Source organism: Candidatus Reidiella endopervernicosa (assembly GCF_013343005.1).
Taxonomy (GTDB): Bacteria; Pseudomonadota; Gammaproteobacteria.
Genome location: NZ_CP054491.1, coordinates 3,268,825 through 3,294,448, shown reverse-complemented (window position 1 = coordinate 3,294,448; position 25,624 = coordinate 3,268,825). Strand labels below are relative to the sequence as shown.

At 53.3% G+C, this 25,624-nt stretch carries 28 protein-coding genes; 14 read left to right on the top strand and 14 right to left on the bottom strand.

Annotated features, from left to right (window positions below; all coding sequences use genetic code 11):
- The first annotated feature begins 7 nt into the window (after positions 1 to 7).
- On the top strand, positions 8 to 1,459 hold the full coding sequence (locus tag HUE57_RS17855; protein ID WP_078482645.1) for a multiheme c-type cytochrome: 1,452 nt from the start codon (positions 8 to 10) through the stop codon (positions 1,457 to 1,459).
- Positions 1,460 to 2,256: 797 nt separating this feature from the next.
- Here HUE57_RS17855 and HUE57_RS17850 read toward each other — a convergent pair.
- Positions 2,257 to 2,607, bottom strand: coding sequence for a hypothetical protein (locus tag HUE57_RS17850; protein ID WP_078482644.1), 351 nt, complete (start codon positions 2,605 to 2,607; stop codon positions 2,257 to 2,259).
- 166 nt (positions 2,608 to 2,773) lie between these two features.
- Complete coding sequence (locus HUE57_RS17845; RefSeq protein WP_236860640.1) at positions 2,774 to 3,247, bottom strand: tetratricopeptide repeat protein; 474 nt, start codon at positions 3,245 to 3,247, stop codon at positions 2,774 to 2,776.
- Positions 3,248 to 4,295: 1,048 nt separating this feature from the next.
- On the opposite strand from HUE57_RS17845, the gene HUE57_RS17840 reads away from it, so the two are divergent.
- Together HUE57_RS17840 and HUE57_RS17835 are read left to right on the top strand one after the other, a co-directional pair.
- Positions 4,296 to 5,669 (top strand): multiheme c-type cytochrome, encoded by a 1,374-nt coding sequence (locus HUE57_RS17840; RefSeq protein ID WP_078482643.1) that lies wholly within the window; start codon positions 4,296 to 4,298, stop codon positions 5,667 to 5,669.
- Between the two features lie 180 nt (positions 5,670 to 5,849).
- Positions 5,850 to 6,071: a hypothetical protein gene (locus tag HUE57_RS17835; RefSeq protein WP_174673643.1), complete on the top strand. Its 222-nt coding sequence runs from the start codon at positions 5,850 to 5,852 to the stop codon at positions 6,069 to 6,071.
- On the opposite strand, the gene HUE57_RS17830 is transcribed toward HUE57_RS17835, so the two are convergent.
- Positions 6,068 to 6,298, bottom strand: a complete 231-nt coding sequence (locus HUE57_RS17830) for a hypothetical protein (RefSeq protein WP_174673642.1) — start codon at positions 6,296 to 6,298, stop codon at positions 6,068 to 6,070. The genes HUE57_RS17835 and HUE57_RS17830 overlap by 4 nt on opposite strands.
- Before the next feature lie 41 nt (positions 6,299 to 6,339).
- Between HUE57_RS17830 and HUE57_RS17825 the strand changes: the two genes are divergently transcribed.
- Entirely contained in the window at positions 6,340 to 6,894 is a 555-nt protein-coding gene (locus HUE57_RS17825; protein WP_174673641.1) for a cache domain-containing protein, read from the top strand.
- On the opposite strand, the gene HUE57_RS17820 is transcribed toward HUE57_RS17825, so the two are convergent.
- Positions 6,801 to 7,136: a hypothetical protein gene (locus HUE57_RS17820; protein ID WP_174673640.1), complete on the bottom strand. Its 336-nt coding sequence runs from the start codon at positions 7,134 to 7,136 to the stop codon at positions 6,801 to 6,803. The genes HUE57_RS17825 and HUE57_RS17820 overlap by 94 nt on opposite strands.
- A 100-nt stretch (positions 7,137 to 7,236) precedes the next feature.
- Here HUE57_RS17820 and HUE57_RS17815 point away from each other — a divergent pair, with 100 nt between their 5' ends.
- Together HUE57_RS17815 and HUE57_RS17810 are read left to right on the top strand one after the other, a co-directional pair.
- Positions 7,237 to 7,554: a hypothetical protein gene (locus HUE57_RS17815; RefSeq protein ID WP_236860639.1), complete on the top strand. Its 318-nt coding sequence runs from the start codon at positions 7,237 to 7,239 to the stop codon at positions 7,552 to 7,554.
- Positions 7,551 to 8,258 (top strand): GGDEF domain-containing protein, encoded by a 708-nt coding sequence (locus tag HUE57_RS17810; RefSeq protein ID WP_078482640.1) that lies wholly within the window; start codon positions 7,551 to 7,553, stop codon positions 8,256 to 8,258. Before HUE57_RS17815 ends, HUE57_RS17810 begins: the two co-directional genes overlap by 4 nt.
- Here HUE57_RS17810 and recQ read toward each other — a convergent pair.
- The gene (recQ, locus tag HUE57_RS17805; protein WP_078482639.1) at positions 8,255 to 10,387 is read right to left on the bottom strand and encodes a DNA helicase RecQ; all 2,133 of its coding nucleotides are present in this window, start codon (positions 10,385 to 10,387) and stop codon (positions 8,255 to 8,257) included. The genes HUE57_RS17810 and recQ overlap by 4 nt on opposite strands.
- A 266-nt stretch (positions 10,388 to 10,653) precedes the next feature.
- Between recQ and HUE57_RS17800 the strand changes: the two genes are divergently transcribed.
- On the top strand, positions 10,654 to 11,295 hold the full coding sequence (locus HUE57_RS17800) for an adenylate kinase (RefSeq protein ID WP_078482638.1): 642 nt from the start codon (positions 10,654 to 10,656) through the stop codon (positions 11,293 to 11,295).
- 255 nt (positions 11,296 to 11,550) lie between these two features.
- On the opposite strand, the gene HUE57_RS17795 is transcribed toward HUE57_RS17800, so the two are convergent.
- The gene (locus tag HUE57_RS17795) at positions 11,551 to 12,189 is read right to left on the bottom strand and encodes an ATP-grasp fold amidoligase family protein (RefSeq protein ID WP_174673638.1); all 639 of its coding nucleotides are present in this window, start codon (positions 12,187 to 12,189) and stop codon (positions 11,551 to 11,553) included.
- Positions 12,190 to 12,560: 371 nt separating this feature from the next.
- Here HUE57_RS17795 and HUE57_RS17790 point away from each other — a divergent pair, with 371 nt between their 5' ends.
- The 3 genes from HUE57_RS17790 (at position 12,561) to HUE57_RS17780 (ending at position 14,634) form a co-directional block, all read left to right on the top strand.
- Positions 12,561 to 13,685 carry a GGDEF domain-containing protein gene (locus HUE57_RS17790; protein ID WP_172840301.1) on the top strand — a complete coding sequence of 375 codons (1,125 nt, stop codon included), beginning with the start codon at positions 12,561 to 12,563 and terminating at the stop codon, positions 13,683 to 13,685.
- A gap of 82 nt (positions 13,686 to 13,767) precedes the next feature.
- Complete coding sequence (locus tag HUE57_RS17785) at positions 13,768 to 13,971, top strand: rubredoxin (RefSeq protein ID WP_078484013.1); 204 nt, start codon at positions 13,768 to 13,770, stop codon at positions 13,969 to 13,971.
- A gap of 6 nt (positions 13,972 to 13,977) precedes the next feature.
- Entirely contained in the window at positions 13,978 to 14,634 is a 657-nt protein-coding gene (locus tag HUE57_RS17780; protein ID WP_272901995.1) for a DUF3391 domain-containing protein, read from the top strand.
- 66 nt (positions 14,635 to 14,700) lie between these two features.
- Here the strand turns inward: HUE57_RS17780 and HUE57_RS17775 are convergent, their stop codons facing one another.
- On the bottom strand, positions 14,701 to 14,904 hold the full coding sequence (locus HUE57_RS17775; RefSeq protein WP_174673636.1) for a hypothetical protein: 204 nt from the start codon (positions 14,902 to 14,904) through the stop codon (positions 14,701 to 14,703).
- Here HUE57_RS17775 and HUE57_RS17770 point away from each other — a divergent pair.
- Together HUE57_RS17770 and HUE57_RS17765 are read left to right on the top strand one after the other, a co-directional pair.
- Positions 14,881 to 15,183 (top strand): HD-GYP domain-containing protein, encoded by a 303-nt coding sequence (locus tag HUE57_RS17770; RefSeq protein ID WP_174673635.1) that lies wholly within the window; start codon positions 14,881 to 14,883, stop codon positions 15,181 to 15,183. The genes HUE57_RS17775 and HUE57_RS17770 overlap by 24 nt on opposite strands.
- Positions 15,152 to 15,298, top strand: coding sequence for a hypothetical protein (locus HUE57_RS17765; RefSeq protein WP_172840300.1), 147 nt, complete (start codon positions 15,152 to 15,154; stop codon positions 15,296 to 15,298). Before HUE57_RS17770 ends, HUE57_RS17765 begins: the two co-directional genes overlap by 32 nt.
- A gap of 4 nt (positions 15,299 to 15,302) precedes the next feature.
- Here HUE57_RS17765 and HUE57_RS17760 read toward each other — a convergent pair whose 3' ends face one another.
- The 3 genes from HUE57_RS17760 to HUE57_RS17750 all read right to left on the bottom strand — a co-directional run bounded on the left by HUE57_RS17760 (position 15,303) and on the right by HUE57_RS17750 (position 20,431).
- Positions 15,303 to 18,428: an efflux RND transporter permease subunit gene (locus tag HUE57_RS17760; protein ID WP_078484007.1), complete on the bottom strand. Its 3,126-nt coding sequence runs from the start codon at positions 18,426 to 18,428 to the stop codon at positions 15,303 to 15,305.
- Positions 18,425 to 19,765 (bottom strand): efflux RND transporter periplasmic adaptor subunit, encoded by a 1,341-nt coding sequence (locus HUE57_RS17755; RefSeq protein ID WP_078484006.1) that lies wholly within the window; start codon positions 19,763 to 19,765, stop codon positions 18,425 to 18,427. Before HUE57_RS17755 ends, HUE57_RS17760 begins: the two co-directional genes overlap by 4 nt.
- Positions 19,766 to 19,879: 114 nt before the next feature.
- Positions 19,880 to 20,431, bottom strand: a complete 552-nt coding sequence (locus tag HUE57_RS17750; RefSeq protein ID WP_078484005.1) for a CDP-alcohol phosphatidyltransferase family protein — start codon at positions 20,429 to 20,431, stop codon at positions 19,880 to 19,882.
- Between the two features lie 128 nt (positions 20,432 to 20,559).
- On the opposite strand from HUE57_RS17750, the gene HUE57_RS17745 reads away from it, so the two are divergent.
- On the top strand, positions 20,560 to 20,928 hold the full coding sequence (locus tag HUE57_RS17745) for an antitermination protein NusG (RefSeq protein WP_135622267.1): 369 nt from the start codon (positions 20,560 to 20,562) through the stop codon (positions 20,926 to 20,928).
- Here HUE57_RS17745 and HUE57_RS17740 read toward each other — a convergent pair.
- The gene (locus HUE57_RS17740; protein ID WP_172840299.1) at positions 20,886 to 21,851 is read right to left on the bottom strand and encodes an FAD:protein FMN transferase; all 966 of its coding nucleotides are present in this window, start codon (positions 21,849 to 21,851) and stop codon (positions 20,886 to 20,888) included. The two genes, HUE57_RS17745 and HUE57_RS17740, sit on opposite strands and share 43 nt — an antisense overlap.
- 216 nt (positions 21,852 to 22,067) lie before the next feature.
- Between HUE57_RS17740 and HUE57_RS17735 the strand changes: the two genes are divergently transcribed.
- Positions 22,068 to 23,288 carry a cation:proton antiporter gene (locus HUE57_RS17735; RefSeq protein ID WP_078484002.1) on the top strand — a complete coding sequence of 407 codons (1,221 nt, stop codon included), beginning with the start codon at positions 22,068 to 22,070 and terminating at the stop codon, positions 23,286 to 23,288.
- A 21-nt stretch (positions 23,289 to 23,309) separates the two neighbouring features.
- On the opposite strand, the gene HUE57_RS17730 is transcribed toward HUE57_RS17735, so the two are convergent.
- Genes HUE57_RS17730 through HUE57_RS17720 form a run of 3 tightly spaced genes read right to left on the bottom strand, consistent with a single transcriptional unit; the run spans position 23,310 to position 25,604 of the window.
- Positions 23,310 to 24,209, bottom strand: a complete 900-nt coding sequence (locus HUE57_RS17730) for a hypothetical protein (RefSeq protein ID WP_078484001.1) — start codon at positions 24,207 to 24,209, stop codon at positions 23,310 to 23,312.
- Positions 24,206 to 24,934 carry a sulfotransferase family 2 domain-containing protein gene (locus HUE57_RS17725; RefSeq protein ID WP_078484000.1) on the bottom strand — a complete coding sequence of 243 codons (729 nt, stop codon included), beginning with the start codon at positions 24,932 to 24,934 and terminating at the stop codon, positions 24,206 to 24,208. The genes HUE57_RS17730 and HUE57_RS17725 overlap by 4 nt, the downstream gene beginning before the upstream one ends.
- A 43-nt stretch (positions 24,935 to 24,977) precedes the next feature.
- The gene (locus tag HUE57_RS17720) at positions 24,978 to 25,604 is read right to left on the bottom strand and encodes an RluA family pseudouridine synthase (RefSeq protein ID WP_078483999.1); all 627 of its coding nucleotides are present in this window, start codon (positions 25,602 to 25,604) and stop codon (positions 24,978 to 24,980) included.
- Positions 25,605 to 25,624 lie beyond the last annotated feature (20 nt).

The window sequence follows — 25,624 nt, the reverse complement described above, 5'->3', positions numbered from 1 at the left end:
AAACACAATGACTAGCTACATTAAAATAGTCGGCGCGGCGCTCATTCTGCTGATGATGCAGGGTGCGAGCTGGGCGGCGGTAAAAGCTCCACCGAAACAGATGTCGCAAGAGACCAAAGAGTGCGTTAAGTGTCACAAAAAGAACAATCCCGGTCTGGTCCAGATGTGGGGTTCAAGTCGTCACTATGGTGCCAACGTAGGCTGCTACGAGTGTCACCAGGCTGATGCCAAAGACCCGGATGCTTTCATCCACGATGAGAAAAAGGTTAAAAAACACATCTCCATCATCGTTTCTCCTAAGGACTGCTCAAACTGTCATGAGAATGAAGCGAAAGAGATGCAGAAGTCTCATCACTCTGAAGCGGGTAAGATCATGGGTTCTCTGGACAACCTGCTCGCCGAGGTTATCGAAGGCGATAACGGCATGGTTACCCCTGGATTCCCAGATGGTATCTCAGCAGCGGCGGTTAACGGTTGCTGGCAGTGTCACGGTTCTACCGTCAAGGTACTAAAGGACGGTCAACTAGATCCGGCTACATGGCCTAACACCGGTATCGGTCGAATCAACCCAGATGGCTCCAAGGGCACCTGTGCCGCTTGTCACTCCCGTCATAGTTTCTCCGTTGCGCAGTCTCGCCAGCCTGAAAACTGCGGTAAGTGCCACATGGGTCCTGACCATCCACAGATTGAGATCTACAACGAGTCCAAGCACGGTATCGCCTATCGCGCCAATCGCGAGAAGATGAATCTGGACAGCTCCAAGTGGATCCCGGGTGAAGACTACTGGGCTGCACCGACCTGTGCTACCTGCCACATGAGTGAGACCAAGAACCAGCCGGTTACCCATGATGTGGGCGATCGCCTGAGCTGGAACAACCGTCCTCCTGTTTCCAAGAAGCAGGGCTGGGTTAAAGGCACCATGGGTTGGGAAGAGCGTCGCGACAACATGAAAGATGTTTGTCAGTCTTGCCACGAAGAGGGTTGGGTTGAGAACTGGTACATCCAGTACGACGGCCTTGTTGAAATGTACAACCGTAAGTTCGGTAAGCCTGGCGTGAAACTGATGAAGGCTGCCAAGCCGCTGATGAAGGGACCCAAGTTCTCTCACAAGCTTGACTTCGTCTGGTTCGAACTCTGGCATCACGAAGGTCGTCGCGCACGTATGGCCGCGTCCATGATGGGTCCGGATATCACTCACTGGGAAGGTACTTACGATCTGGGTAAGAACTTCTACACCGAGATGGTGCCTGAACTGCGTGAGCTGATTGAGCACGGCATGCACGGTTCTGCCGCTGACAAGAAGGCTGCTAAGAACCTGGCTAAGGTACTCGACGAAGTACTGAACCACGATTCTCACAAGTGGTTCCTCGGTAAAGAGGATCCTAAGAAGGCTGCAGAGCGTAAGAAACGTCAGGCCGACTTCAAGGCACGTTACAAGAAAACTGGTGGTTCCAGGTAACATCCTAGAAGTACTGTCGTTATGACAGAAAACCCTCCACCTTCGGGTGGAGGGTTTTTTTATGGGAGAAAGATAATCGTTACATCTCTAAACAAGTTGTACTAGAAAGCAGCGGTGACAGGTGGAGCTATGAGAGTGATCATTGAAGTGTGAGGTGATCCGAACAGTGGCAATTTGATGGGTTTGTTATCGATTAACTTCTCTGCACGCCCAACCGTTGTCAATGAATGTAGTGCTTAGCGCTTGATGTCTCACCTTGATTGTCGCCAGCTGGCTGGCGCCAGAAATAAATTGATGCAATTGGCATCTATCCCAGGAAGTCATTGGTTTATTTTGAGTGAATCAGACGGGTGAGAATAATTATTGAGATTAACCTGAGTTCTCGAGTGATCAATGGTCGAATGTGAATGAGCTAAATGTTGCTGACAATAAGATGTATGTTGATGCATCAATTGGTACTACCTGAGTATCAATTGGGCCCAATCGAGTGGTGATGGAATAATGCTTAACTAAAGTTACATTGTTTTCCTTACGAAGGAGATAAGTACCCCAAGGATTATTTCTATATAAGTGATAGCTTAGTCATCGTGCAGACTGTGACGTAATAATCAGGTGCGGCGGTTAGCTACTGGCAGATGTGATTGGGTTAGATGCGGGTGCTGTGGAAGGCGCAAATAGATCTTTGAAAAAGATGGCCGATTAGGTAGCTGTGGTTAAAAAGGCGTCGCTGCCCTTTTCCCTGCACATGCAGTATTGGTGATAAGTTGATAATTAAATTGGCAGGAATACTGAGGTAATTACTCTGTGATCTCCCAACCGAGTACCTTTCCCTCATCAAACCAGATGTAACTATGTAGTTTTGAGGTTTGATGGTAGTACCAGGTGACAAATATCGCCTCCTCTACTCGAGCGGGTTTTCCCAGCAGTTTGCGAATCTCGTTGCTGGACATCTCTTTCTTGATTCTTTGCCAAAGAATGGGATCTTTCCAACGATCTTTGGTGTTCGTCTCTTCAAGGAGCATTTCGAGTGTTGTTACACGATTTTCAAGATCGATAACCCGTTGGGCAAGAGCGGACTCATCTGCCCAGGCCGTACTGCAGATTAGCGCAGTCGAAAAAAGTGCGATCGCTGTTGTAAAAGGCTTCATGTTTTTACATCTTCTCGGAATAGAAAGGTTTCAGATAAAGAACAGGTAACCTGAAATTCTCAGACGGTCACGCGATTCGATCATGGTTGCGTCTTCAGCGCACCCTGAACCCCGAGGCTGACAGGGTTCAGGGAAAATGGCAGGTCATTGTAAGCCAAATATACGGCTACTTTTTTACTTCAACGGGGATAGGGGAGAGTTCAGCACTCTTTCCGTGAGGATCACTCTGCCCATGGGATTTGCCCTGCCCATGAGGATTGCCCTCTATCTCCTTGCCTTCATGCAATTGATCCATGTTCCGCTGAGCAATCTTTTGCTTAATGGCGATTTTGTACTCCTTCGCCAGCTTGTGATTGGGGTCAAGGGCTAGTGCCTGATCTAGCATTGCACTGGCATATTCAAAAGAGCCCGAATGCTCGTAGAGAAAGGCCAGAGTGATAAACAGTTTAGGGTCTTCGGGAGAGAGCGTGATTGCATCCTGCATGGTACGGATGCCATTGGAATAATCCTGCTTCAGAAGGTAGACCCCCATCAGTTTTCGGTGAGCGTCCAACGATTGGGGATTCGACTCGATGACTTTTTTCAGGATCTCCGCAGATTGATCCAATAGCTCGGCTCTTTTGGGAGAATTGACTTCCATGGGAAGTGCCTGGGCATAGAGCGTCATTGCATCGGAGATTTTCGCTGATTCTGTTGATTTGTCGGCAGACGCAAGACCGTGCGCATGATGTGCAGAAACATTCTACCTTTTTTGAAGTTTCACAAGGTTGCAAATAGTGCGTGGCAACCTGAAATCGGTTGATCGATTTTTCAGTTTACCGTTCACCTGCACCTCGGTTGGAAAATCGGAATTTGGTTCATCGGTTATTATTGCAATTTAATGAGTTTTGCGGGGATATCTGAGTCTGATCGCTGCTCAGTATTTTGCCAAAAAGTCGATCAGTTTGAAATGGTACTATTATTCTAGAAGCAAAAGTTTACTCGATCTATTCAACCGTATTTGTATGATTGAATTGGTCGAAGGCACGGGTCGGTTGCGTAAAGCACCAGCCCCGTGACTCGATGAAGTGTGTGAATTCGAAGAGTCAGAAAACCTTAATGGCGATACGATAATTCATCGATGGCAGCCTTGGTCGTGACGCCGATGATGTGTTGCATGAGCCGATGATATGACGTCTGGATACGCTGTTGCCGTATCTTTAACCCGATCATCCCATCCGCTCCAGTTTGGGGCGACTGGGTAGCTGTCTGTTATAGGGACACAAAAGTTTACTAATTAGTAATACCTGTTCATTGTATAGTGAAATGGTCGAAGGCACGGTTGCGTCTTGTGGCGCACCGCTCACTCGCTGACCGCCATGGAGAGCGAAGTGAGGGGCGGTTAGTCCCCGATAGTCGACGCCGTCTGCCTATTCGTAGTTGAGAGCGCGAGCGAACGACGGAGAAGATGCAGCAGCGGCTTTATGTCGGCGTAGAGTCACTGAGGGAGTTGTGTAGAGCAGCGAAGAGGTGATTACGCAACGAACGCAGGACGTCGGGGCGCCGCAGGCATAAACGGTCGCGTGAAGTTTTTGCTGTTTGCTTGGGCTTGGATGCCCAAAACAAACTTTCGCAAAAATAGCGACTCCCCGGCTCGGGGAGATGAGCGGTCAGTTTCAATGTTGAGAATTAACCGTTTCGGGTAAGTAATGATCAAAAACTTCCTCTCTCTCCTCGCTGCACTGGCTGTAGCGATGTTCTTATATTCGGTCTATCTGCATCTTGAAGTGGGTGGAGAGCCCCATTACGTCACCTCCGAGTCGTGCGAGTCGTGCCACCAGGAAAATTACACATCCTGGAAGGCCAACACACTCCACCCCTATATGTTCAGACCCGTGAAGAGTGATGCGGATATCCTTGCCGATTTCGACAACGCAGATCCCAAAGTGGTCACTTTCGATAAGAGCGAGATCGAATATGTGGTCGGTAATAAATGGGAGCAGGTCTATGTGCGAATGATCGATGGCGAATACTATCTGCTGCCGGCCAAATGGTATGTCATCCAGAAGCGTTGGGTTCCCTACAAGGTGAAGGATTGGAAAGAGACGCCAATGTCCTACAAGTGCAACGGCTGTCACACCACCGGTTTCGATCCGGTAACACTCAAATTCTCCGAATTTGGTATCGGATGTGAGGCGTGTCATGGACCGGGCAGCACCCATGTCGAACGAGCAGATATGAGCGCCTCGGCAACCTGCGCCTTCTGTCATAAAGATGATGAGGCGGCTAAGACACTCGATCACACCATTATTCGCAGTGTCTCGGCCTCAGTCTGTGGGCAGTGCCATAATCGCGGTACTAATACGGCCGGTGAGGCGGTGCACGCCAACAAATTTAACTTTCCTGTTAATTTCTCACCCGATGGCGATATCGAGCAGGCGATGCAGCCCTCAACACCTGAGAGTGATAAGAAAGGTAAATTCTGGTGGGGTTCGGGTATTGCGAAAAATCGTCACCAGGAGTTTAGTGACTGGGGCAAATCCAAACACGCCAGTGCCCATCGTAAATTGATGGAAAATGCAGGCGAGGGTGACGGCCGTGGTGAGCTGGAGGAGCGCTGCCTGAAGTGCCACTCGACAGATTATCGTCACGCGAAACCCGAGAATCGTCCGACCCTTGATAGTGCGAAATATGGTGTGACCTGCGTCGCCTGCCATGAGCCGCATGGCAAGGATCGAGGTAAGGCGACACAAGAGGATGGCACTGCCAAGTGTGCCGCCTGCCATATCGACAGTATGTCGCACTGGGTGGCTGAACGTGGTGAGACGCACTACCCCTGCCCAACCACCGCCGTTGGCTGTGCCGATTGTCATATGCCGCGCATGGTCAAAACCGGCGGTTTCTTCAGCCTGCGTAGTCATGCCTTCAAGGTTGTTCCACCCGATCTGAGCAAGGGAGATAAGATCCCCAACTCGTGTCAAAACGGTGGCTGTCATGAAGAGAGAACACTGGAGTGGGCGGTTGAGGCGTTTGAACGCCACTATCCCGATATCAGGGTAGATACGACCGCTGCGGTGAAATGAACAAGATCCCGTTTTATCGACAGCTGCGCTTTAGGATCATTCTGCTCTTCTCGCTGGTGGTCTTTATCGGGACTGCTGCCGGTGCTTTCACCATGGTGCAGCTCGCTGATAAACAGTTTCGCGAGGTTCTGCACGATCAATTTCACAATACCATTTCGACTGGTAGAGAACTTCTTCTCCGTGGTCGGTGAGATGGGGCGAATCGGTAGTAACCGTTTTATTCACGATGAACGACTGCTTGCGCTACAGGTGCAGGCTGACCGTGATGGCACCGTTGCGCGTCTCGATCAGCTGCGTCAGGAGATTTCAGCCGATGTGGTGATATGGCTCGATCACAAAGGGCGGGTACGTCACCACTCAGCCGACGCTGACCGCCATGGAGAGCGAAGTGAGGGCGGTTAGTCCCCGATAGTCGACGCCGTCGTATATTCGTAGTTGAGAGCGCGAGCGAACGACGAAGAAGATGCAGCAGCGGCTTTATGTCGGCGTAGAGTCACTGAGGGAGTTGTGTAGAGCCGCGAAGAGGTGATTACGCAACGTACGCAGGACGTCGGGCGCCGCAGGCATAAACGGTCGCGTGAAGTTTTGCTGTTTGCTTGGGCTTGGATGCCCAAAACAAACTTTCGCAAAAATAGCGACTCCCGGTCCTGAGCGTCAAGGTCTGTCGCTGATGTCATGGCGTCTGGTGCGCCGCGCCGTATTTGATCACAAGCGCGATACCAGCGTAGTTCAGGATCTCAATAACCTGATTATCTACTCATCGGGCTTTCCCGATGGTCATGCTGCGCGGGCATTTGATGGCATCGTGTTGGTGGGGTATGTGATCAACGATCAACTCATTAGTAATATCAGTCGCGATACCGATGTTGATATCACGTTGGTCAGGCGTCGTGCCGTGATGGCCTCTACGCTGAACCGGGGTGATAACCGGCTTCGTTCCATACCGCTCTCCTACCTCGAGTATCAACTGTTACTTAATGATCGCGACAAGGTGAGTGAGATACGTTTTAGTGATACTCATTACTTTGTTGAGGCGCGTGCGCTCGACTCCATCGATCCTTCGATGGAAGGTTCGATAATGTTGACCTACCCTCAGGCACCCTTTCGCACGATCGAACAGAATCTAGTTAATCAATTTTTCCTCTTCTCTTTTATGGGCTTCCTGTTAGTGGCATTTATTGGCAGCGGGCTGTCGCGGCGAGTACTGGCACCAATCGTGCGCTGACCGCCATGGATAGCGAAGCGAAGGCGGTTAGCCCCGATAGTCGACGCCGTCTGCCTATTCGTAGTTGAGAGCGCGAGCGAACGACGAAGAAGATGTCGGCGTAGAGTCAGTGAGGAAGTTGTGTAGAGCCGCGAAGAGGTGATTACGCAACGTACGCAGGACGGTCGGGGCGCCGCAGGCATAAACGGTCGCGTTAAGTTTTTGCTGTTTGCTTGGGCTGATGCCCAAACAAACTTTCGCAAAATAGCGACTCCTCAGCGACTGACTGAGCGGACTGACCAGATCGCAGCGGGTGGAGATAATACCCACATTGAAATCGATAGCCGCGATGAGGTTGGGCTGTTGGCGCAGCGCTTTAACAATATGGTTGATGCAATTGAGCAGAAAAATAGTGAGCTGCGTAACTACAGTGAGACACTTGAGCAGCAGGTAGCGGAGCGTACCGAGGATTTGAGTCGTGCCAATTCGGTGCTCAAGTATAAAGAGCGGAGTCTGGCTAATGCGCAGCGTATCGCACGACTCGGTAGCTGGGAGTGGGACCTGGTCAACGATCGCTTCAGTGGCTCTGATGAACTCTACCGTATCTTCGGTATCACGGGCCTTCCCGGTGGGCGTGATTGTTTGCTGGAGCGACTCCACCCTGATGATCGCCCTATATGAGTGGTCTTCGTGCCCACGCCATCAGTAAGGGTGAGGTCGGTGAGTTGGAGCTGCGCCTGATGGCTGATGGTGGCGAAGAGAAGATTGTTGAGCTGGAGGGAGAGCTCTATCTCGATAGCCAGGGGAGCCCGATCAAGCTGGAGGGTACGGTTCAGGATGTAACGGAGCGACGTGAGATCGAGGCGGTGATGGTTCGCCGTGCCAACTTTGATGGACTGACCGGACTGCCTAATCGCAACCTCTTTTTTGATCGCCTCTCGCAGGCGATCAAGGTCTCACACCGTGAGCAGCATCAGTTGGCACTGCTCTTTATCGATCTTGACCGCTTTAAGTGGGTTAATGACAACTATGGTCATAATGCCGGTGATGAGCTGCTCGAGCAGGTGGCGCGGCGCCTGGAACTCTGTATTCGCGAGGCCGATACAGTGGCGCGTATGGGCGGTGATGAGTTCACCGTGATCCTGCCAGAGGTAGAGAGTGAAGAGAGTACAGTGCAGGTCGTCGAACGTGTGCTGGAGCAGCTGGCGTTGCCATTTACACTGCTGCAAGAACATGAGGTTGAAATCTCGGGGAGCGTAGGCGTGGCCATCTATCCGCGTGACGCAGACTCGATTGAGGCGCTCATTAAGGGTGCCGATAGTGCGATGTACGCGGCTAAGCAGCGTGGTCGCAACGCCTATACCGTCTTTCAAAAGAGTACCTAGCTGGCTAGTCTGGCCGCCTTCACACAACGCAATATCCCGTAGTCGTAGAGACCACCCAGCATCTCAAATACCGGTTTTAGTTGGCTGCTGTCGCTCTGTTCAAAGGCGTAGATGATCGACTGGATCTCTCCCGGTTTGAGAGAGACCACCTCAGAGAGTTCGGCAGCACCCGCCTCAATCGCCTTGGCGAGATGACTGTAGATGGTGTCGGGTTTGATCGCCATGCGCGTTGCGATGGCGGATACGTCCATCCCCAGTAGAAACAGCTGTAGTGTCTCCTCGTAACGGCTGACTGTTTTCGATTCGCCCTCTTCGTCGTGCCCCTTGAGCACCTGAAGAAAGGCCTCGCCGTAGGCGTCGAGTTTGCGTTCGCCGATGCCAGAAATTCGCCCGAGCTGTTCAAGGGTCTCGGGGCGGTTCTCCACCATCTCCATGAGTGTGGCGTCGTGGAAAATCATATAGGCGGCGACACCCTGTTCTGCGGCCTGCTCACGACGACACTCCCGTAGTGCATCCCAGAGCCGCTCCGACTCGCCCTTGAAGTGACTCGTTTTGCGGCCACTCGATTTTCGTTTCGAGGCCTTGCTCGCCTTTCGCAGCATCAGTAGTTCGTCACCGCGCAGTACGGGACGGCTCGCCTCGGTGAGGTGTAGTCCGCCGTGTCCCTCAATATCGACGGCTAGTAGTCCACGCGCAATCAGCTGGCGATAGAGGTTACGCCAACCGTTTTTGTCGAGCTCACGGCCGATCCCATAGGTGGAGATCTGGTCGTGACTGAACTGTTTGATACGTTCGTGATCGGAACCGGTCAGTACATCGATCAGGTAGTTAACACCGAAGCGCTGCCCGGTGCGATGTACGCATGAGAGCGCCTTCTGTGCCGCTACCGTTGCCTCCCAGGTCTCGGGCGGTTCGAGGCAGGTATCGCAGTTGCCGCACGGCTCATCAAGCTGGTCACCGAAGTAGCGCAGTAGCGCCTGACGTCGGCAGCTGGTCAGTTCGCTGAAACCGAGCATTGCATCGAGCTTGGCCCGCTCGCTACGTTTGTGATTTTCACTGGCCTCGGAGCCCTCCTGCATCTGGCGCAGGGTGATGACATCTTGCAGTCCATAACTCATCCAGGCGTTGGCGGGCAGCCCATCACGACCGGCGCGCCCCGTCTCCTGATAGTAGGCCTCGAGGCTCTTGGGAAGATTGAGGTGGGCGACAAAACGCACGTCGGGTTTGTCGATGCCCATGCCGAAGGCGATGGTGGCGACAATAATCACCCCTTCGTCTCGCAGGAAACGTTCCTGATTGGCGCGGCGATCCTCGGCTGGCATGCCGGCGTGGTAAGGGAGGGCGGTCAGCCCCTTGCCCTCCAACCACTCGGCAATCTGGTCGACGCGTTTGCGTGACAGGCAGTAGACGATTCCGGCATCACCTTCGTGTTCATTCCGAATAAAGCGCAGCAGCCGGTCACGGGCGTTGCCGTTGTTTTCGGTGATGCGATAACGGATGTTGGGGCGGTCGAAGCCGCTAACGAATTGTCGAGCCCCTGCAAGCCCCAGCCGCTCGACGATCTCTTTACGGGTCGGTGTGTCGGCGGTAGCGGTGAGCGCAACCCGTGGCACCTCAGGGAAGCGTTCATGCAGAATCGAGAGCTGGCGATATTCCGGGCGGAAGTCGTGGCCCCACTGTGAGACGCAGTGCGCCTCATCAATCGCAAACAGCGCCAGCTCCACCCGTGTCAGTAGATCGAGCATGCGTCCCATCATCAATCGCTCAGGAGCGATATAGAGCATGTCGAGTTCACCGTTAATCAGCGCCTGCTCGACGGCACGCACCTCATCGGCTGCGAGTGAGGAGTTGAGATAGGCGGCGCGTACACCGTTCTGGCGTAGCGCATCGACCTGATCCTGCATCAGAGCGATCAGTGGTGAGATGACAATGCCAACGCCACTGCGCACCAACGCCGGAATCTGAAAGCAGAGCGACTTACCGCCACCGGTAGGCATCAGCACCAGCCCATCACCCCCCGCAATCAGGTGTTGAATGATCTCCTGCTGGTGGGGACGGAACTGCTCGTAGCCGAAGACAGTACTGAGGATCTGCTGAGCGTTATTTGTCGGGGCGTGATTGGGTGCCATAAATATAGGGGGTCTGGATCGTTATAGTGACTGCCGACGATCATGCCGGGCGGGGAGATGATACCCCGTTTTACACCGCCCAACCCGACTAATGGCAGCAGATATTGAGCTGCTCCGGTAGATTTGGCCGCCATTAGGCGGTTTTCGGTCGTTATAGAGACAAAATATTAGACAAATCTGATATTTCGAGTAATCTTTGCGCTCCAAAGCCCGGATGTTGCGGGCGAAGAATTCCATTTTTCAACCACTAACTAGAGGAAATATCCATGAAACTGATCCTTTTGGGCGCCCCAGGCGCAGGTAAGGGCACCGTTGCCAAGCTGCTGACCGCGATCGACGGCTCAGTACAGATCTCTACTGGCGACATCCTGCGTGCTGCAGTTAAGGCTGGCAGCGACCTGGGTAAGCAGGCCAAGGCGTTCATGGACGCAGGTGATCTGGTTCCTGACGAGCTGATCATGAACATCATGAAGGATCGTCTGCGTGAGGACGACTGCAAGGCCGGTTACCTGCTCGACGGTTTCCCCCGCACCATTCCCCAGGCTGAGCAGCTGAAGGTTCTGCTGGAAGAGATCGGCGAGAAGCTTGACGCTGTTGTAAGCCTTGAGGTTCCTCGTGATGTAATCCTCGATCGTCTCACCACCCGTCGTACCTGCACCGATTGTGGCGCGATCTACAACGTTAAATCGAACCCCACCAAGGAAGAGGGCAAGTGTGACAAGTGTGGTGGTCCGGTTGTACAGCGTGATGACGAGACCGAAGAGGCGATCTCTAACCGTCTCGACGTCTACAACGAGAAGACCGCACCTCTGGCCGGTTTCTACAAGAACGAAGGCATGCTGATGGAAGTTGTTGCTACTTCAAGCGATGCCGTAGTAGATGCAATCAAGGAGAAGGTTGGCCTCTAAGCCAGGCGCTAATCTGATCTGAAAAAAAGCCCGCCTTTTGGCGGGCTTTTTTGTGGGCGCAAGATTGTTGCTAACCCCGTTTACGACAACGAGTTATGACTCGGGTATAGCACTCCCCTCCCCATCTTCACTGGGCGTCGGTGTCCAGTGTGGTTCGTAGTAGGGGTATTGAGATAATGAAGGACATGAAAGGGGCGCCGAAGTAAGTCACTCTCGATGGGGTCAAATCGTGATAGCCCGTTACCGGGGTGAATGTCAGTTCACCGAAAAGATTTGACCCTGAGGATAGTAGAGATCGACACGTACATAGGGGAAACCCTGAGACAACTTGAGGCCGATCTCGATCATTTCATCCAACTTTTCGGGTCTGGGACATAATGGAAGATTTCGTACGATATTGGGATCCTCCTTTTCGAACTCATTCCACGCGACATCGTAGATTCGGTATTGGTGATCACTGAAACGGTTAAAATCGACGTGTGCACCGAGATATTTACCATTGCAGAAGTAGAGTTTGTAGTCACGCAACTCCCCCTGATCTTCTGATAGCAGAGGCTCAATCATGATTCTCGGCTTGATCCCTCTGTAGTTAGCTTCTCCGTGACGCTCGTAGAAGCACTGTGATAACCACCTTTTGAGCTGTTTTTTAATGCTGTGCCAACTGATTTGAGCTTTGTTGGCTACACGGATATTCCAACCGCTACTGTGGGTGGTCTTGATCATGAAGCTGTCGGGCAGCGCATCAAGGTCAATTTCATTGACATGATCGTAGATACCGATGAGTGGGATTAGATAGTCACTACCGATCTGCTCGCGGACATAGTCACGAACTGCAAATTTATCGGTGAAGATTGAGAGTGGTTCGAGATCGACGTGCCGTTTTAACCACAGCACCTTTTCTGAAAGAGACCTGGGATTTTCAAGGTTGAGTGGGTGGCCGTGACAGCTCATAAACCGTTCAGCCAGATGCTGGTCGGGGTACAGGGCCTTCGTGATCCTGCGCCGGATGCCGCCTAAAAACACGTCTTATCCCCTCTGTACCGTCATTGGTTAAATTATAACGATGAGCGATTACTAAAAACCCTTAATTAGGTGCCGGTTGCCGATGGTCAGACTGGTTTGATACTCGCTGTCCAGCTTTTACAGCGGTAAATACGTATTTTAGTAGGAAAATCAGTTGTTTTGTGACGGTGTTCTAGGTATTTGTTTTTTCATTGGATAGAATCGGTCAGATAATAACTATTTATCGTGGAGTCCACGGGATTGTGGCCAAAGATCATCTAGCGGAGAACCAGCAGCTCAGAGGCCAGCTCAAGGCCTTTGTCGAGGAGGCGCGCAACAATGAGGAGAAGATGCGCCGCTTCAACGATCAGGAGCTGTGGCTGATCAGTACGACCTCACTGGCTGAACTGGTACATCTGATTCTCTACCAGACGCGCAAGGCGTTTGGCCTTGATGTGATCACACTGACACTGGTTGATCCCGAATATGAGTTCACCCGCATTCTTGAAGGCTCTGGCGTGCAGGTCGATCAGGTGCCTGAGCTGATCATTGAACCCGATCCGCTCAATCTCGACTACCTCTACAACGGCAGTTATGTACCCAAGCTGGGGCGTTACCGTAGCTCACACCATTCGATGCTGTTCCCAAAAGGCGCAGTTCAGCCGGAGTGTATTGCGATGTTGCCTCTGGTACGTCAGCGCAAATTGATTGGCAGTCTCAACCTCGGCAGTTTCGATAGCAGCCGCTACGGTCGCGGTACCGGCACTGAATTTCTCAATCGTCTTGCGGTAGTGGTTGCCATCTGTCTGGAGAACACCCTCAATCAGGAACGTCTCAAGCTGGTTGGACTCACCGATCCGCTGACTCGGGTCAATAACCGTCGCTTCTTCGACCAGCGTTTAGGTGAGGAGGTCTCCGCCTCGACCCGCTATGAACAGCCACTGGTCTGCATGTTCCTTGACGTTGACCACTTCAAGCAGGTCAACGATACGCTGGGTCACCAGGCCGGTGATCTGGTGCTCTGTCAGCTCGCGGAACTGATGGGCGCTCAGCTGCGTCGGAACGATATTCTCTGCCGCTATGGTGGTGAGGAGTTTGTCTCACTACTGCCCAATACTTCGCTACATGACGCCTGTGAGATTGCTGAGCGAACCCGTCGACTGGTCGCTGAGCGCGCTTTTAAGATCGATAACGGTGAGACGACTCAGGTGACGATATCGATCGGAGTGGCAGCACTTTCGAATAGTGGTGTGACGGCCATTGAGTCGGTTGGTCATCAGCTAGTTAACTCGGCGGACGAAGCGGTCTATCGTGCCAAATCATCAGGTCGTAATCGGGTTGTTGTTGCCGATACCCTCGATAGCGAACAGCTCGAACAACTGGCATAAACCGTCTATTTTCCTCGCACATTCGTGCGATGCTTTACATCTCCCGGCTAGCCCCTTACAAAGGGATTGTATGGCTAATCAGATGCATCTGTGTCTGACGCCTCAACCGATCTACGGGGAAGCGTTAATGCGTTACATGTGTGATGTCTGTGGTCTGATCTACGATGAAGAGAAGGGGCTGCCCGATGAGGGCATTGCGCCGGGAACCCGTCTTGAGGATATTCCCGATGATTGGGTCTGCCCCGATTGTGGCGCAACCAAAGAGTCGTTTGTTCCCGACGTTTAAAACGCGATGCAGAAACGAATCACAACGAACGAGTTGAAGGTGGGGATGTTTGTCATCCTGGCCGACTCGTGGCTGTCACACGGCTTCATGCGAAGTCGTTTCAAGCTGACCTCGATCGATCAACTCAAGCAGCTGCGCGAGCAAGGCATTGAGGAGGTGTTGGTCGATTTCAGTAAGAGTGATCGTGAAGTGCAGCCTACTGAGGATGAGTCGGCCACAGAAGAGTTCGAACACAACATAAATCATCCACAAGCAGTGAGCGATCCCAAGGAGGGTGACGCGCCTGCAGCGTGGTCATCGGAGCAGGTGGTGCCAGAGGCGTTTGTCTCGGCGATAGCTGATAACAGCATGGCGCCAGAGCAGAAGTCGGTTGTGATCTATGAACACTCGCTGGAGATGATGGATAAGCTGCTGGAGAGTCCGACGGCAGAGAATATCAAGGCAAGCAAAGGGGCAATACACTCGCTCACCGATATGATCCTCTCCGATGATGCAACAGCTCAGAGTCTGCTGCGCATTACCTCTCACGACTTCTACACCTATACCCACTCGGTCAACGTCGGGGTGACCGGAATATTGCTCTGCAAGGAGCTATTCAAAAACTCCGATGCTCATGCGCTGACCGCCATGGATAGCGAAGCGAAGGCGGTTAGTCCGCGATAGTCGACGCCGTCTGCCTATTCGTAGTTGAGAGCGCGAGCGAACGACGAAGAAGATGCAGCACGGCTTCTATGTCGGCGTAGAGTCAGTGAGGGAGTTGTGTAGAGCCGCGAAGAGGTGATTACGCAACGAACGCAGGACGTCGGGCGCCGTAGGCATAAACGGTCGCGTTAAGTATTTGCCGCTTGCTTGGGCTTGATGCCCAAAACAAGCTTCCGCAAAAATAGCGACTCCCCGAATCTGCAGGAGTTGGGCGCAGGCTTTTTTCTGCACGACCTGGGCAAGATCATGGTCAGACCCGAGGTGCTAAACAAGCCGGCCCGCCTGGATGATGCGGAGATGCGGCATATCCGCATCCACCCCTATCAGGGATACAAGATTCTCCAACAGGCGGACGCACTCACCGAAGAGGTGCGTACGATTGTCATGCAGCACCACGAGTTCGTTGATGGTAGCGGTTATCCAAAACGACTACGTGATGAAGAGATCCACGTCTATGGGCGCATCTGTGGCATTGCCGATGTCTACGATGCGCTGCCCGCTGACCGCTGAGCGCTCCTATAAAAAGGCGATGAAACCCTTCGAGGCGTTAACCCTGATGAAGGAGAAGATGGCGCATCACTTTGATAGTGATATCTTTGCCACTCTGGTAAACCTGTTGAAGTAACATCTTAGCGATTTGCTTCGCTGTCCGATTTCCCCTCCAGTGGTTCAACCTCTCGTGTCCAGTTCAGGTCGTGCAGGATGCCGTAGAGCGACGGCACCAGAAACAGCACCATCAGCGTGGTGGCAACCAGACCAAAGGCGATACTGGCCACAAGCGGGATAAGTATCTGCGCCTGCATGCTGGTCTCGGTCAAAATCGGCAGTAGTCCGGCGATGGTGGTAGCGGAGGTGAGCAGCACGGCGCGGAAACGGGCACGGCTCGCCTGGGCGGCCGCTTCCAGCGGCGCCATTCCCTGGCGAATATTCTCCTTAATGAAGGTGACCAGCAGTATCGAATCGTTAACGGCGATACCGGAGAGTGAGACCAGGCCGATGATGCTTGGCATCGACAGGGTTAGTCCCATCAGCAGGTGTCCCCAGAAGGAGCCGATCACCGCCATCGGAATAATCGCCATCACCAGCAGCGGTTCTCTATAACTCTTGAACTGGAAACTGAGGATGACAAAGATGCCGAGGATACCGACCACCACGGCACGTAGTACCGAGTCGCCGGTCTTGGCGTTCTCCTTCGACTCACCCTGGAAGACCACCTCAACCTGCGGAAACTGCTGGCTGAGCTGTGGCAGGAACACCTTCTTGGTGTGGCTGAGGATTTCGGTGGAGTTGTTGAGACGGGTATCGAGATTGGCCTGCACGGTGACGCTGCGTTGACCGTCAACATGTTGAATACGCGCATAACCGCGATCCTGTTCAATAGTCACGACGCTCTCTAGTGGCACCGCGATCCCTGTTGCACTAATGATCGTAAAGCGTGACAGATCGGAGATCTGATTACGGTCCTGCTCAGAGAGGCTGATATCAACCTCATACGATTCGATACCGACCTGAATCTCTGTTGCCGTGATGCCGAAGTAGGCCGCACGTAACTGAGTGGCGATGGTGTTGGCATCGAGTCCGAGGTTGAGCGCACCCGGTTTGAGCCGCAGCCGTAGTTCCGGTTTGCCAGGACGCATATCATCACTGACATCGCTCAGGCCGCGATAGGCGGCGAGCCACGTCTGCAATTCGAGCGATGCCCCTTTGAGCTGATCGAGATCGTTACCCTGCAGACGAATCTCGATCGGTTTGCCAGCGGGTCCCCGGGTCGGCTCCTTGAAACTGACATTGATTACCTCGGGAGGCAGCTGACTCAGTTCACGCCAACGGTTGAGCAGTTTGGGGATCGAACCGTTACGGGTCTCGGTGCTCAGCAGGTCGAGACTGACCGTGGCCAGATGTGGACCGCTCTCATTGGCATCGCTGTTCAGGCCGTAGCGAACGATCGAGTTCTCAACGATATCGACCTGTTGCGGCTGCTGCTCTCTGAAACTGTCGTTGAGGGCAAGTGCGGCACGCTCTATCTCGTTAACAACCGCCTCGGTTTTATCCAGTGGTGTGCCCTGCGGTAGTAAGATGCGCGCTTCGATTTGATCCCCTTCGATCGAAGGGAAACCCTGAAATTTGAGTATACCGCTACTGGTCAGACCGATGGTGATGAGAAACAGTGCTACCACCAGTCCGAGGGTGAAATAGCGCCAGGCGATGGCCCGATCAACCAGCGCACCCACCCAATCTTCACGTACGTGGGCCAGCCACCGTTCAAAGCGGCGACGCATTGGGCTCTCCGATGGGTCGTGGTGCGAAAGGGAGTGGTTGAGGTGGCTGGGCAGGATCAGGAATGCCTCAATTAGCGAAACCGCCAGGGTGATGATCAGCACCATCGGGATCACCTTGAGTACCGCCCCCATCTGTCCGCTGAGAAAGGCAAGTGGACCGAACACGGAGATGCTGGTGAGGAAGGAGGAGAAGACGCCTGGTGCCACCTGCTTGGTGCCATCAATCGCAGCCTGCAGAGGGGATTTTCCCCGCGCACGATGGGCGGCGATATTTTCAGCCAGCACAATCGCATCGTCCATCAGGAGGCCGAGTGCTACCAGCAGTGCCACCATCGAGATCATGTTGATCGAGAGGCCAAATGCCTGCATGAAGAAGAAGGCGGCGAGGAAGGAGACGGGTAGCCCCATCGCCACCCAGAAGGAGAAGCGGGCGCCAAAGAAGAGCCACAGCGTTGCGGCGACGAGCACCAGACCCTGAATGCCATTGCTGACCAGCAGTGAGAGACGCTCGCGCACCACAGAGGACATATCCTGGGTGAGATGAAATTCAACCGTAGCCGGTTTGGTTGCGCGCTCCTTCTCCAGTGCGCGTTCAACGGCATCGTAGACCGTCAAGGTGTCCTGGCTGCGGCTCTTGGTAATGCTGAGCAGGCAGGCGCGATTGCCGTTAAAAGCGATCTGATTGTTGTCGTCGGCAAAGGTATCAGTAATGGTGGCGATATCGCCAAGACGCAGTTCAGCCCCGCTATTTCCGGCGATCACTCGCAGTTCAGCGTACTCCTCGGGTGTACGGCGTTGCTCGGAGAAACGCAGCAGTAGCTCCTGCTCGTCACCCATCAGGGTGCCGATGGGCGTGTCGATGTTCTGGTTGCGAATCGTATTGGCAATCGAGGCAGCAGAGAGTCCGTACTGGCGCAGCGTTGCAGTCGGTATCTCGATACTGATCTGGTGATCGGAGAAGCCGTTGATCTCTATCTGAGGGATTCCACCGTGGCTCAACAGGCGCTGTTTGACCCCTTCGCAGTACGCCTTCAGGTGGTTCGGCTGCATGGGACCCGTAATGGCGATCGAGACCACCTGGTCGGTACGGTTCAGCTCTGAAACGGTCGGTGTCTCGACCAGTTCTGGGAAGGAGTCGATCTCATCGACGGCGCTCTTCAGGTCATCTAGGAAGCTCTTAGCATCTTCACCCTCGCGCATATCGGCCACGGCGATGGCAATCCCTTCACGCGCCTCGCAACGCAACTCATCAATATTGTTCATACCATCGAAGGCATCCTCGAGTTTGCGGCAGATGCCCTCCTCAATCTCCTCAGCGCTGGCGCCGGGATAGGCGGTGGTGATCTGTACCGAGCGGGCGGTGAACTCGGGGAAGGTTTCACGTTTCATCTCTGGCAGCGCAATGATGCCCATCACCAGCAGGATCAACATCATCAGGTTGGCTGCCGTGGGGTGGTTGGCAAAGTAACGGATCATGGCTGCTGCAACGCCCCCGTGTCGACGGCCTGTCGCGGCGTGGATTGCATTGGTTGAAGCAACATGCCGTCGATGGCAGGGATCAGGTCGGAGATGATCAGTTGCTCTCCGGGAGCGATGCCACTGTTAATGGTTGCCGAGCCGGGCTGGGTGAGTCCGGTCTCAACCAGACGCCGCTCAAGTCGCTGCTCACTATTGACGATGTAGACCTGATTTCCGTGCAGTGCATGGCCGGGAATCGCCAGCTGTGCGGTGCGAGGAGGACCACGAAACTCTACTTCAACATAGAGCCCCTTAAGCAGTGGGGGTCGCAGTGGCGGTAGTGCGTTCTCATAGGGCTTGTCGACAGCCACCACGGCGCCAACGGTTCTGGTTTGAGGATCGATGCCAGCGCTGGTGCGGACAAAACGGGCCGGCCACTCCACACCACTATCGACAATACGGACGGTGGCCTGCAGGTTGAAGAGATGCGGCCCAGGGGTGACGCCCTGGCTGATCAGTTCGCTGATGTTGATGCGAGGAAGAAGCTGCGCAAACTGTGCGATGGGCAGTTGCACTTCAATCTCCGCCTGCCCCATATCATCCAGCTCGGCAAGGACCTCACCCTGGCGAACATATTGATCGTGCTCAATATTGACGCTGGCCAGGCGCGCATTGAACGGTGCGACGATACGGGTGCGCTGCAGGTTGAGCTGTGCCTGTGCAAGTGCGGCTTGCTGCTGCGCCAGCGACGCTTGCTTGGTGGTGCGGTCAGCGGGAATAAGTTCGAGGCTGTTGGTTAGGTTTTGAACGCTCTGTAGCTGGTTGAGGTGGCTACGCTCCTGAGTATCGAGCGAGCTGGCTGAGATGGTGCCCTGTTTGGCAAGTTTACGCTTGCGTTGCAGCTCCTTTTTGCTCGAGCTAAGAGCGCGCTGTTCGATCGCCAGTGAGTTTCGGTAGTTCTTCTCCTGCGCATCGAGTTGTTTCAGCTGTGCCTCGGCAGAGAGTATGTTCGCTTCGGCCTGACTGAGGGCGAGCTGATAGTCTGCTTCATCGATCTGCAGTAGTAGATCATCTGCTTGAATCCGTTTGCCGGCCTTTACCCGATCGGGTAACTCCACAACCCGTCCTGAGACCTGGCTCACAGCCGACCAGACCCGTGCTGGGCGCACAGTGCCGTAACCGACAGCACGGGGTGTGACATCGCGGGGTTGTACGGTGATGATTCGGACCGGGGTGGCTCGTTCACTCTCACTGGTGCGAGGCGCTTCGCTGCGCCCCTTGGTAAGTAGAAAGAGTACCAGCAGACCAAAGAGGATGGCGGGAATGATCAGTAGCTTGCGATGCTTCTCTTGCATGGTGCAGCTTCCTTGGTTGATTCAGCGACAAGATGGCTATCGATGATGTGTGATCGATTATAGACAGGTTCGTGTAGCGGTTTGGTAACAAAACGTAACGGACAGGGGTAGGGCTTATTGAGCTCGGATAAGGTGCCAGAGTGAGCGAATATCGCTGCGTGGTTGTTTGAGTCGCAGGGTAATGGCGATCTCTTCAAGGGCGGTGAAGATAACCACTATTACACCCACCCTGAACAGTATTGGGGTGATGTCGAAGAAGAGCAGTAACACGCCGAAGCCCAGAATGAGTGCTGCGAGCTTGTCGGCCCAGGTGTGATAGCTGGTGAGGCTTCTAAATTTCATTAGTGCCGCCAGATGGGGTAGTAAGAAGCAGGCGAGCAGTGCGATGAGGTAGAAGAGCTCTTCGATAACCAGTTCTGGCCAGAGCAGCCAGGTGCAGATCGGTAGCGTGAGGTAGATAAGCAGATCCCCCCAGCTATCGAGGCGGGTGCCGAGTTCTGTGACCTGATTGAGTCGGCGTGCAATGTAGCCATCGAGGATGTCGGTGAACCAGGCAAATATCAGCAGGGTGAGGAAGGTGTTGGCCTTTTCGGTAGCGGCCAGCCAGAGCAGCAGAGGGACGGCTGCAATTCTGATCATGCTGAGCATGTTTGGAATGGTCATCATCTCAATCGTGTGACACCACTTGTTGTTATAAAGCCCTACTCAAAGAGAGTATATACCGCTTTTGTCGCTGGCCCCGGTTGGGGATGTTCATCTATAGTGGCGGTTGGATCTTCAATAAAGCTGCTTCGATGCTAATAAAAATTCTCTTTACGGTTTTGGTTGTAATAGTGGTGCTGCTCTTTGTTAAGAGTCGCTCGTCGGGACGTGTTGCACCCAGAGCTGAGCCGGTGACGGTCGAGAAGGCACCGCCATCGGATCTGCGTATTGCGGCCTATATCTTTATCGGCCTGATGATGAGTGTGACCGTCGGTATCCTGCTGCTTGAGTGGTACAACGGTAGTCGTGAGGTGGTGATCCGGGTAATCGATACCCGTAGTGGCGACTATGTCGACTATCAGGCGCGACGGGACGATGTGGCCCGCGGCAGCTTTACCACGGTCGATGGGCGTAAGGTCTATATTGCCGATGTCGAGCGGATTGAGCTGATCGATGAGTGAACGGTGCCGTTCGGTCCGTCGATCAACTGATAGTGGGCCTGTTGGCTGTCGAGGAATGTAACCGCACCGCTACCGTTGAGTACCGCCAGTGTTGCAAGTCTACCGGCCTCCATACAGCTCTCTGCAACGACCGTGACCGAGTGAGGCGCATGCTCAACCGGCCAGCCGCTGTGTGGATCGAGGATATGACAGTGGTGCCGGCCCGAATTCATTAGATGGCGGGGGGCGAGTCCGCTTGATGCGATACCACCACGGCGGATCTCCACCATGCCTAGTTCATCACCATCCTGGTGAGCATCGATGGCAACGCGCCAGCTACTACCCTCTTTTCTCGCGCCGGTGGCAAAGATGTCACTGCCGAAGTCGATCAAAACTGGGGGGATGTGCTCCTGACTGAGCAGCTGTGCGACGCGATCCACGGCGTACTCCTTGCCGATACCGCCAAAATCGATCTCCATGCCGGCGGGCAGAGTGAGGGTGCGGCCGTCCCACTCGACGCGGTGCCAGCCGATCTTCTCTTTGAGTCGATCGATCTGATACTGTTCGGGTGGCTCAGCCTCGGCATCAAACTGCCACGCCTGGCGCAGCACGCCGATGGTGATGTCAAAACGCCCCTCGCTCAGTTCATAACTCTGCACGGCACTGTTAATGAGGGATGCGGTTTCGCTGTCGACCTCAACGGCTTCTCCATTGGCGCTGTTGATTTTGTGCACGATATTGTCATTGCGATAACGACTGAACTTGCGGTCGACACGACGCGCCTCGTTGACCGCCATCTGCACGATCTGTTTTGCCCCTTCCTGATCGCCGCCATCGATCAGCATTTCACAGGGGGAGTACATCGAGTGAAAACGACCACGCCAGAGCTGGTCATCTTCATCCCAGGTTACGGTGACACTGTTTTTTGAGGGTTGTGCTTGCAAAGTCGATCTTCCCAATAGCTTATGGCCTGTGAACATTGGGCAGTATGCTATCGCAGTATGGTGAGAATCTAAATATCTCACCAAAACAGTCTGGTTATTACCAGGTTGCCCAGGTGAGGCGCGATTCTACCGGGTTGTGTGATTCCCCCATATTGACACAAATAATGTCCAAATTGATTCCAATCTGTCAGATTTAATTGGGTTATTCTTGCTGGTATGGAGAGTCATATTCTACTGATGCAGATTGCTGCGATCCTCGTCTCAGCGCGGGTGTTTGCAGAGATTGCAGCGCGATTCAATACCCCACGGGTTATTGGCGAGCTATGCGCGGGTGTCGTGCTCGGGCCGAGTCTGCTCGGTTGGATAGAGCCGGGTGAGCCGATCAAGCTGTTGGCTGAGATTGGCATTATCCTGCTTCTGTTTGAGATCGGTCTGGAGACCGATCTGGGCAAAATGGTGAAATCGGGTAACCGGGCGATGATTCTTGCTCTGGCCGGTTTTATTGCCCCCTTCCTGCTCGGCTTTGGCATCTGCTACTACACCTTCGATCTACCAATGCTGGTCTCACTCTTCATTGGTGGCACGCTAACGGCGACCAGTATCGGTGTGACAGTCAGGATACTGGCTGATCTAGGACGAAACTCGAGTCGTGAAGGTCAGATCGTGCTTGGAGCTGCAGTCGTAGATGATGTGATGGGCGTGGTGCTGCTGGCGCTGCTCTACGAGTTCTCGGTGACCGATACTATCAGCATGGCCAATGCTGGAAAGATTGCGCTCTTTGTCGGGGTCTTTTTTGTCCTGGCGCCAATCGTGGCGAAACTGCTCTCCTATGCAATCCACCATTTTCACAACCTGAGTGAGGCACCGGGCATGATCCCGGTGGGGCTGATTTCGCTGGTACTTACCTTTGCGGCAATCGCACATATGGTGGGCGCACCGGAGCTACTGGGCGGTTTTGCTGCAGGTATCGCACTCTCCCGACGTTTCTTCCTGCCGTTCGGTATCTCGCTACGAGTTGATCCTGATTTTGGTCATCATATGCACCAGCAGATGAAACCGATTATTCATATCTTTAGCCCGATCTTCTTTGTCATGGTCGGATTATCACTCGATCTCTCCGCCGTCGATTGGGGCTCACCCTTTATCTGGTTCTTCTCTATTACGGTCACGGCGGTGGCGATCGTCGGTAAGCTCATCGGTGGATTGATGGTGCCGGAGGATCGCTACACGCGTATTGCGATTGGCATGGCGATGGTGCCACGTGGCGAGGTGGGACTGATTTTTGCCGAGCTAGGGCGCGTCTCCGGGGTGTTCGATAATGAGGTCTACGCGGGAATGGTGATTGTCATAGCCTACACAACCCTGCTCTCACCCTTCTGGATCAAACTCTACTATCGGATCTATGGCGATCGGCTCGCTAGAATTGATAGTGGGTGAAGGGTGTCTCTGGTGATGGTTCTATCTCAACGTAGAGGGATAACGTGTGTCGACCCACTGCTGAAGCTCGGGGTATCGGTCATATTGATGAACGATGGCGATTGGCGTGTCGCTGTCTAGATTGGTGAGTTCGTTGCGGGAATTAAATCTATAACTGCTCGGTTTGGCAATATCGAAGTGCGCCATTGTCTCACCACCCGGAGCTTCGAGACTAACCTTGGTAGCGAGTCCGCTATGCAGCAGTCGATTATGTATAGCCTGATCGCCACCCCTCTCACCACTGCCCAACATCCTGTCGAATACTTCGAGTGACATTGCGCGTAGATACTCGAGAATACTATTTGTGTCGCCGAGGGTGGCACCTGAGTTGATGTTCGGCCTGTTCTCTATCTGCTGAATGGTCTTTGCATCATAAAAACGGGAGAGTCTTTTGTAGATCCAATTACAGCTCTTCAGTGGCAATCCCTCGTCGCCACAGAGTATTCCTATATCGCCGTTTGGAAATGGATCGCGTTGGAACAGAATGTCTCTTGAATCGGCTAGCAAGACATGACTCGGTGCTGTCGCCTCAATAATATTTTGTGCCAGGAAATAGCGCGCAAATTTTGCGTGCGTGACACGGGCGAGCCTCTCTCTGCCATGGGTCGTAGTGAGCGCTGCTCGATTAATGCCGGGGAGTTTAGTGGTGATAGGTATCCCGGTTAAACGCTCGAGTTTGTTGAGCAGATGATCACGCTGATTGCTGAGCCAGAGTCGAGTGTTGGGGTTGAATCCTTTGAGTGTGTGCTCAAATGCGGTGGCCTCTGGAGTGACAATAAGGTGCACTTCGGTATCTGGCATAGCGTCGTACGCTGAACGCAGGAAAACCTCGAGTTTGTCGGGTACATAGCTGGCAGCTGCAGAGATGACCGATTTTTTCATGATGTTTTCGCTGTTGTCTGTTGTTTGTCATCAAGGTTCTTTGAATAACCGAGGATCTCGAAGTCTTTTTTCCAAAGGTTATAGACCTCGTTGGCAGATTCCTCTGTGAAATAACTTCTGTAGTCGAGGTGAGAGGATGAGTTGATCAGAGGTAGTGTGACCTCGACGCCAATATTATTGGTGATGTAATCGAAATCTTCTTGTAGAGATTCGTATCGACCAATGAAATCGACGAGCTGATTGTTCTCAGGATCCACGATGTATCGTCCCTGAAAAGATGTGTTGTTTTGTGGTGATCTGTAAAAGTGGGTTGTAAGAAAGTCGTGAAGAAATCTAACGTCATCAGCGGTGAAGAGTGTTTTTGAAGTCAGAGTGTGTCTTCTGCGTCCCATCTTTTTTTTAAATCCACGCCGAAACTTTTTTGCGCGCAGCAGGGTATTAAGTATCGGGTTGTTAGTGTCGGGTCTGTATTTGGTTCTGAAGTTGTGAAACCACTGCGAAACAAACCAGTCGTAGGGGTTTCTTACAAACACAAATTTAAAGGCACTCTCCCACTGCTCAATTGGAATTAGATGCTTTGCTTCTGATGGTGTGAAGTGCTTTTTTAATAACGGCTTTCCCTCTCTTGGCTTATCTCCACACTTCTTGAGTGCGAATTCGATGCTCGTGGTTCCTGTTTTTCCGTTACAGAAAAAGATGAAGTTCTTCTCTCTGGAGATGATCATTGTGGCGTTCTATCGATTATGTGTTGTTGTGACGCCAACCCTACTAGAAGGGGGGGGAGTCGAATGACAGCAGTGAGCGGTTGCAAGGGTGGCGAAAACTTAGTGATGTGGCGTGCAGCATTAAACGGTTAGCCATCTGCAATGCCTCTTCGTGGGCGTAGAGCTGATCACCGAGGATGGGGTTATCGATGGAAAGCAGGTGCACCCTGAGCTGATGCGAACGACCCGTCACGGGTGTGAGTTCGATGCGGCTTCGATCGTTATCTCTTGAAAGCACTCGCCAGTGAGTGAGTGCTGCTTTTCCCTGTTTATGGTCGACCATTTGACGCGGTCGATTGGGCCAATCACAGCGTAGTGGCAGGTCGATCGAGCCATGATCCTCGGGGGGGCTTCCATAGACGATACTGATGTACTGCTTCTCAACCTCCCGGTCCTGAAACTGCCGGCTGAGCTCTCGATGTGCCTCTCTGTTTCTGGCCAGAACCATCAGGCCAGAGGTCTCCCAGTCGAGTCGATGCACAATCAGCGCCTCTGGGTAGTCGATGGCAAGACGCGAAACGACGCAGTCCTGTTTGTCTTCTCCGCGACCGGGTACCGAGAGCAGCATCGTTGGTTTTTCAATAACGATGATGTCGGTATCGACGTGAATGATTGTTGGTGTGAGCTGCATCTTCTCTAGCTGCGGTTACA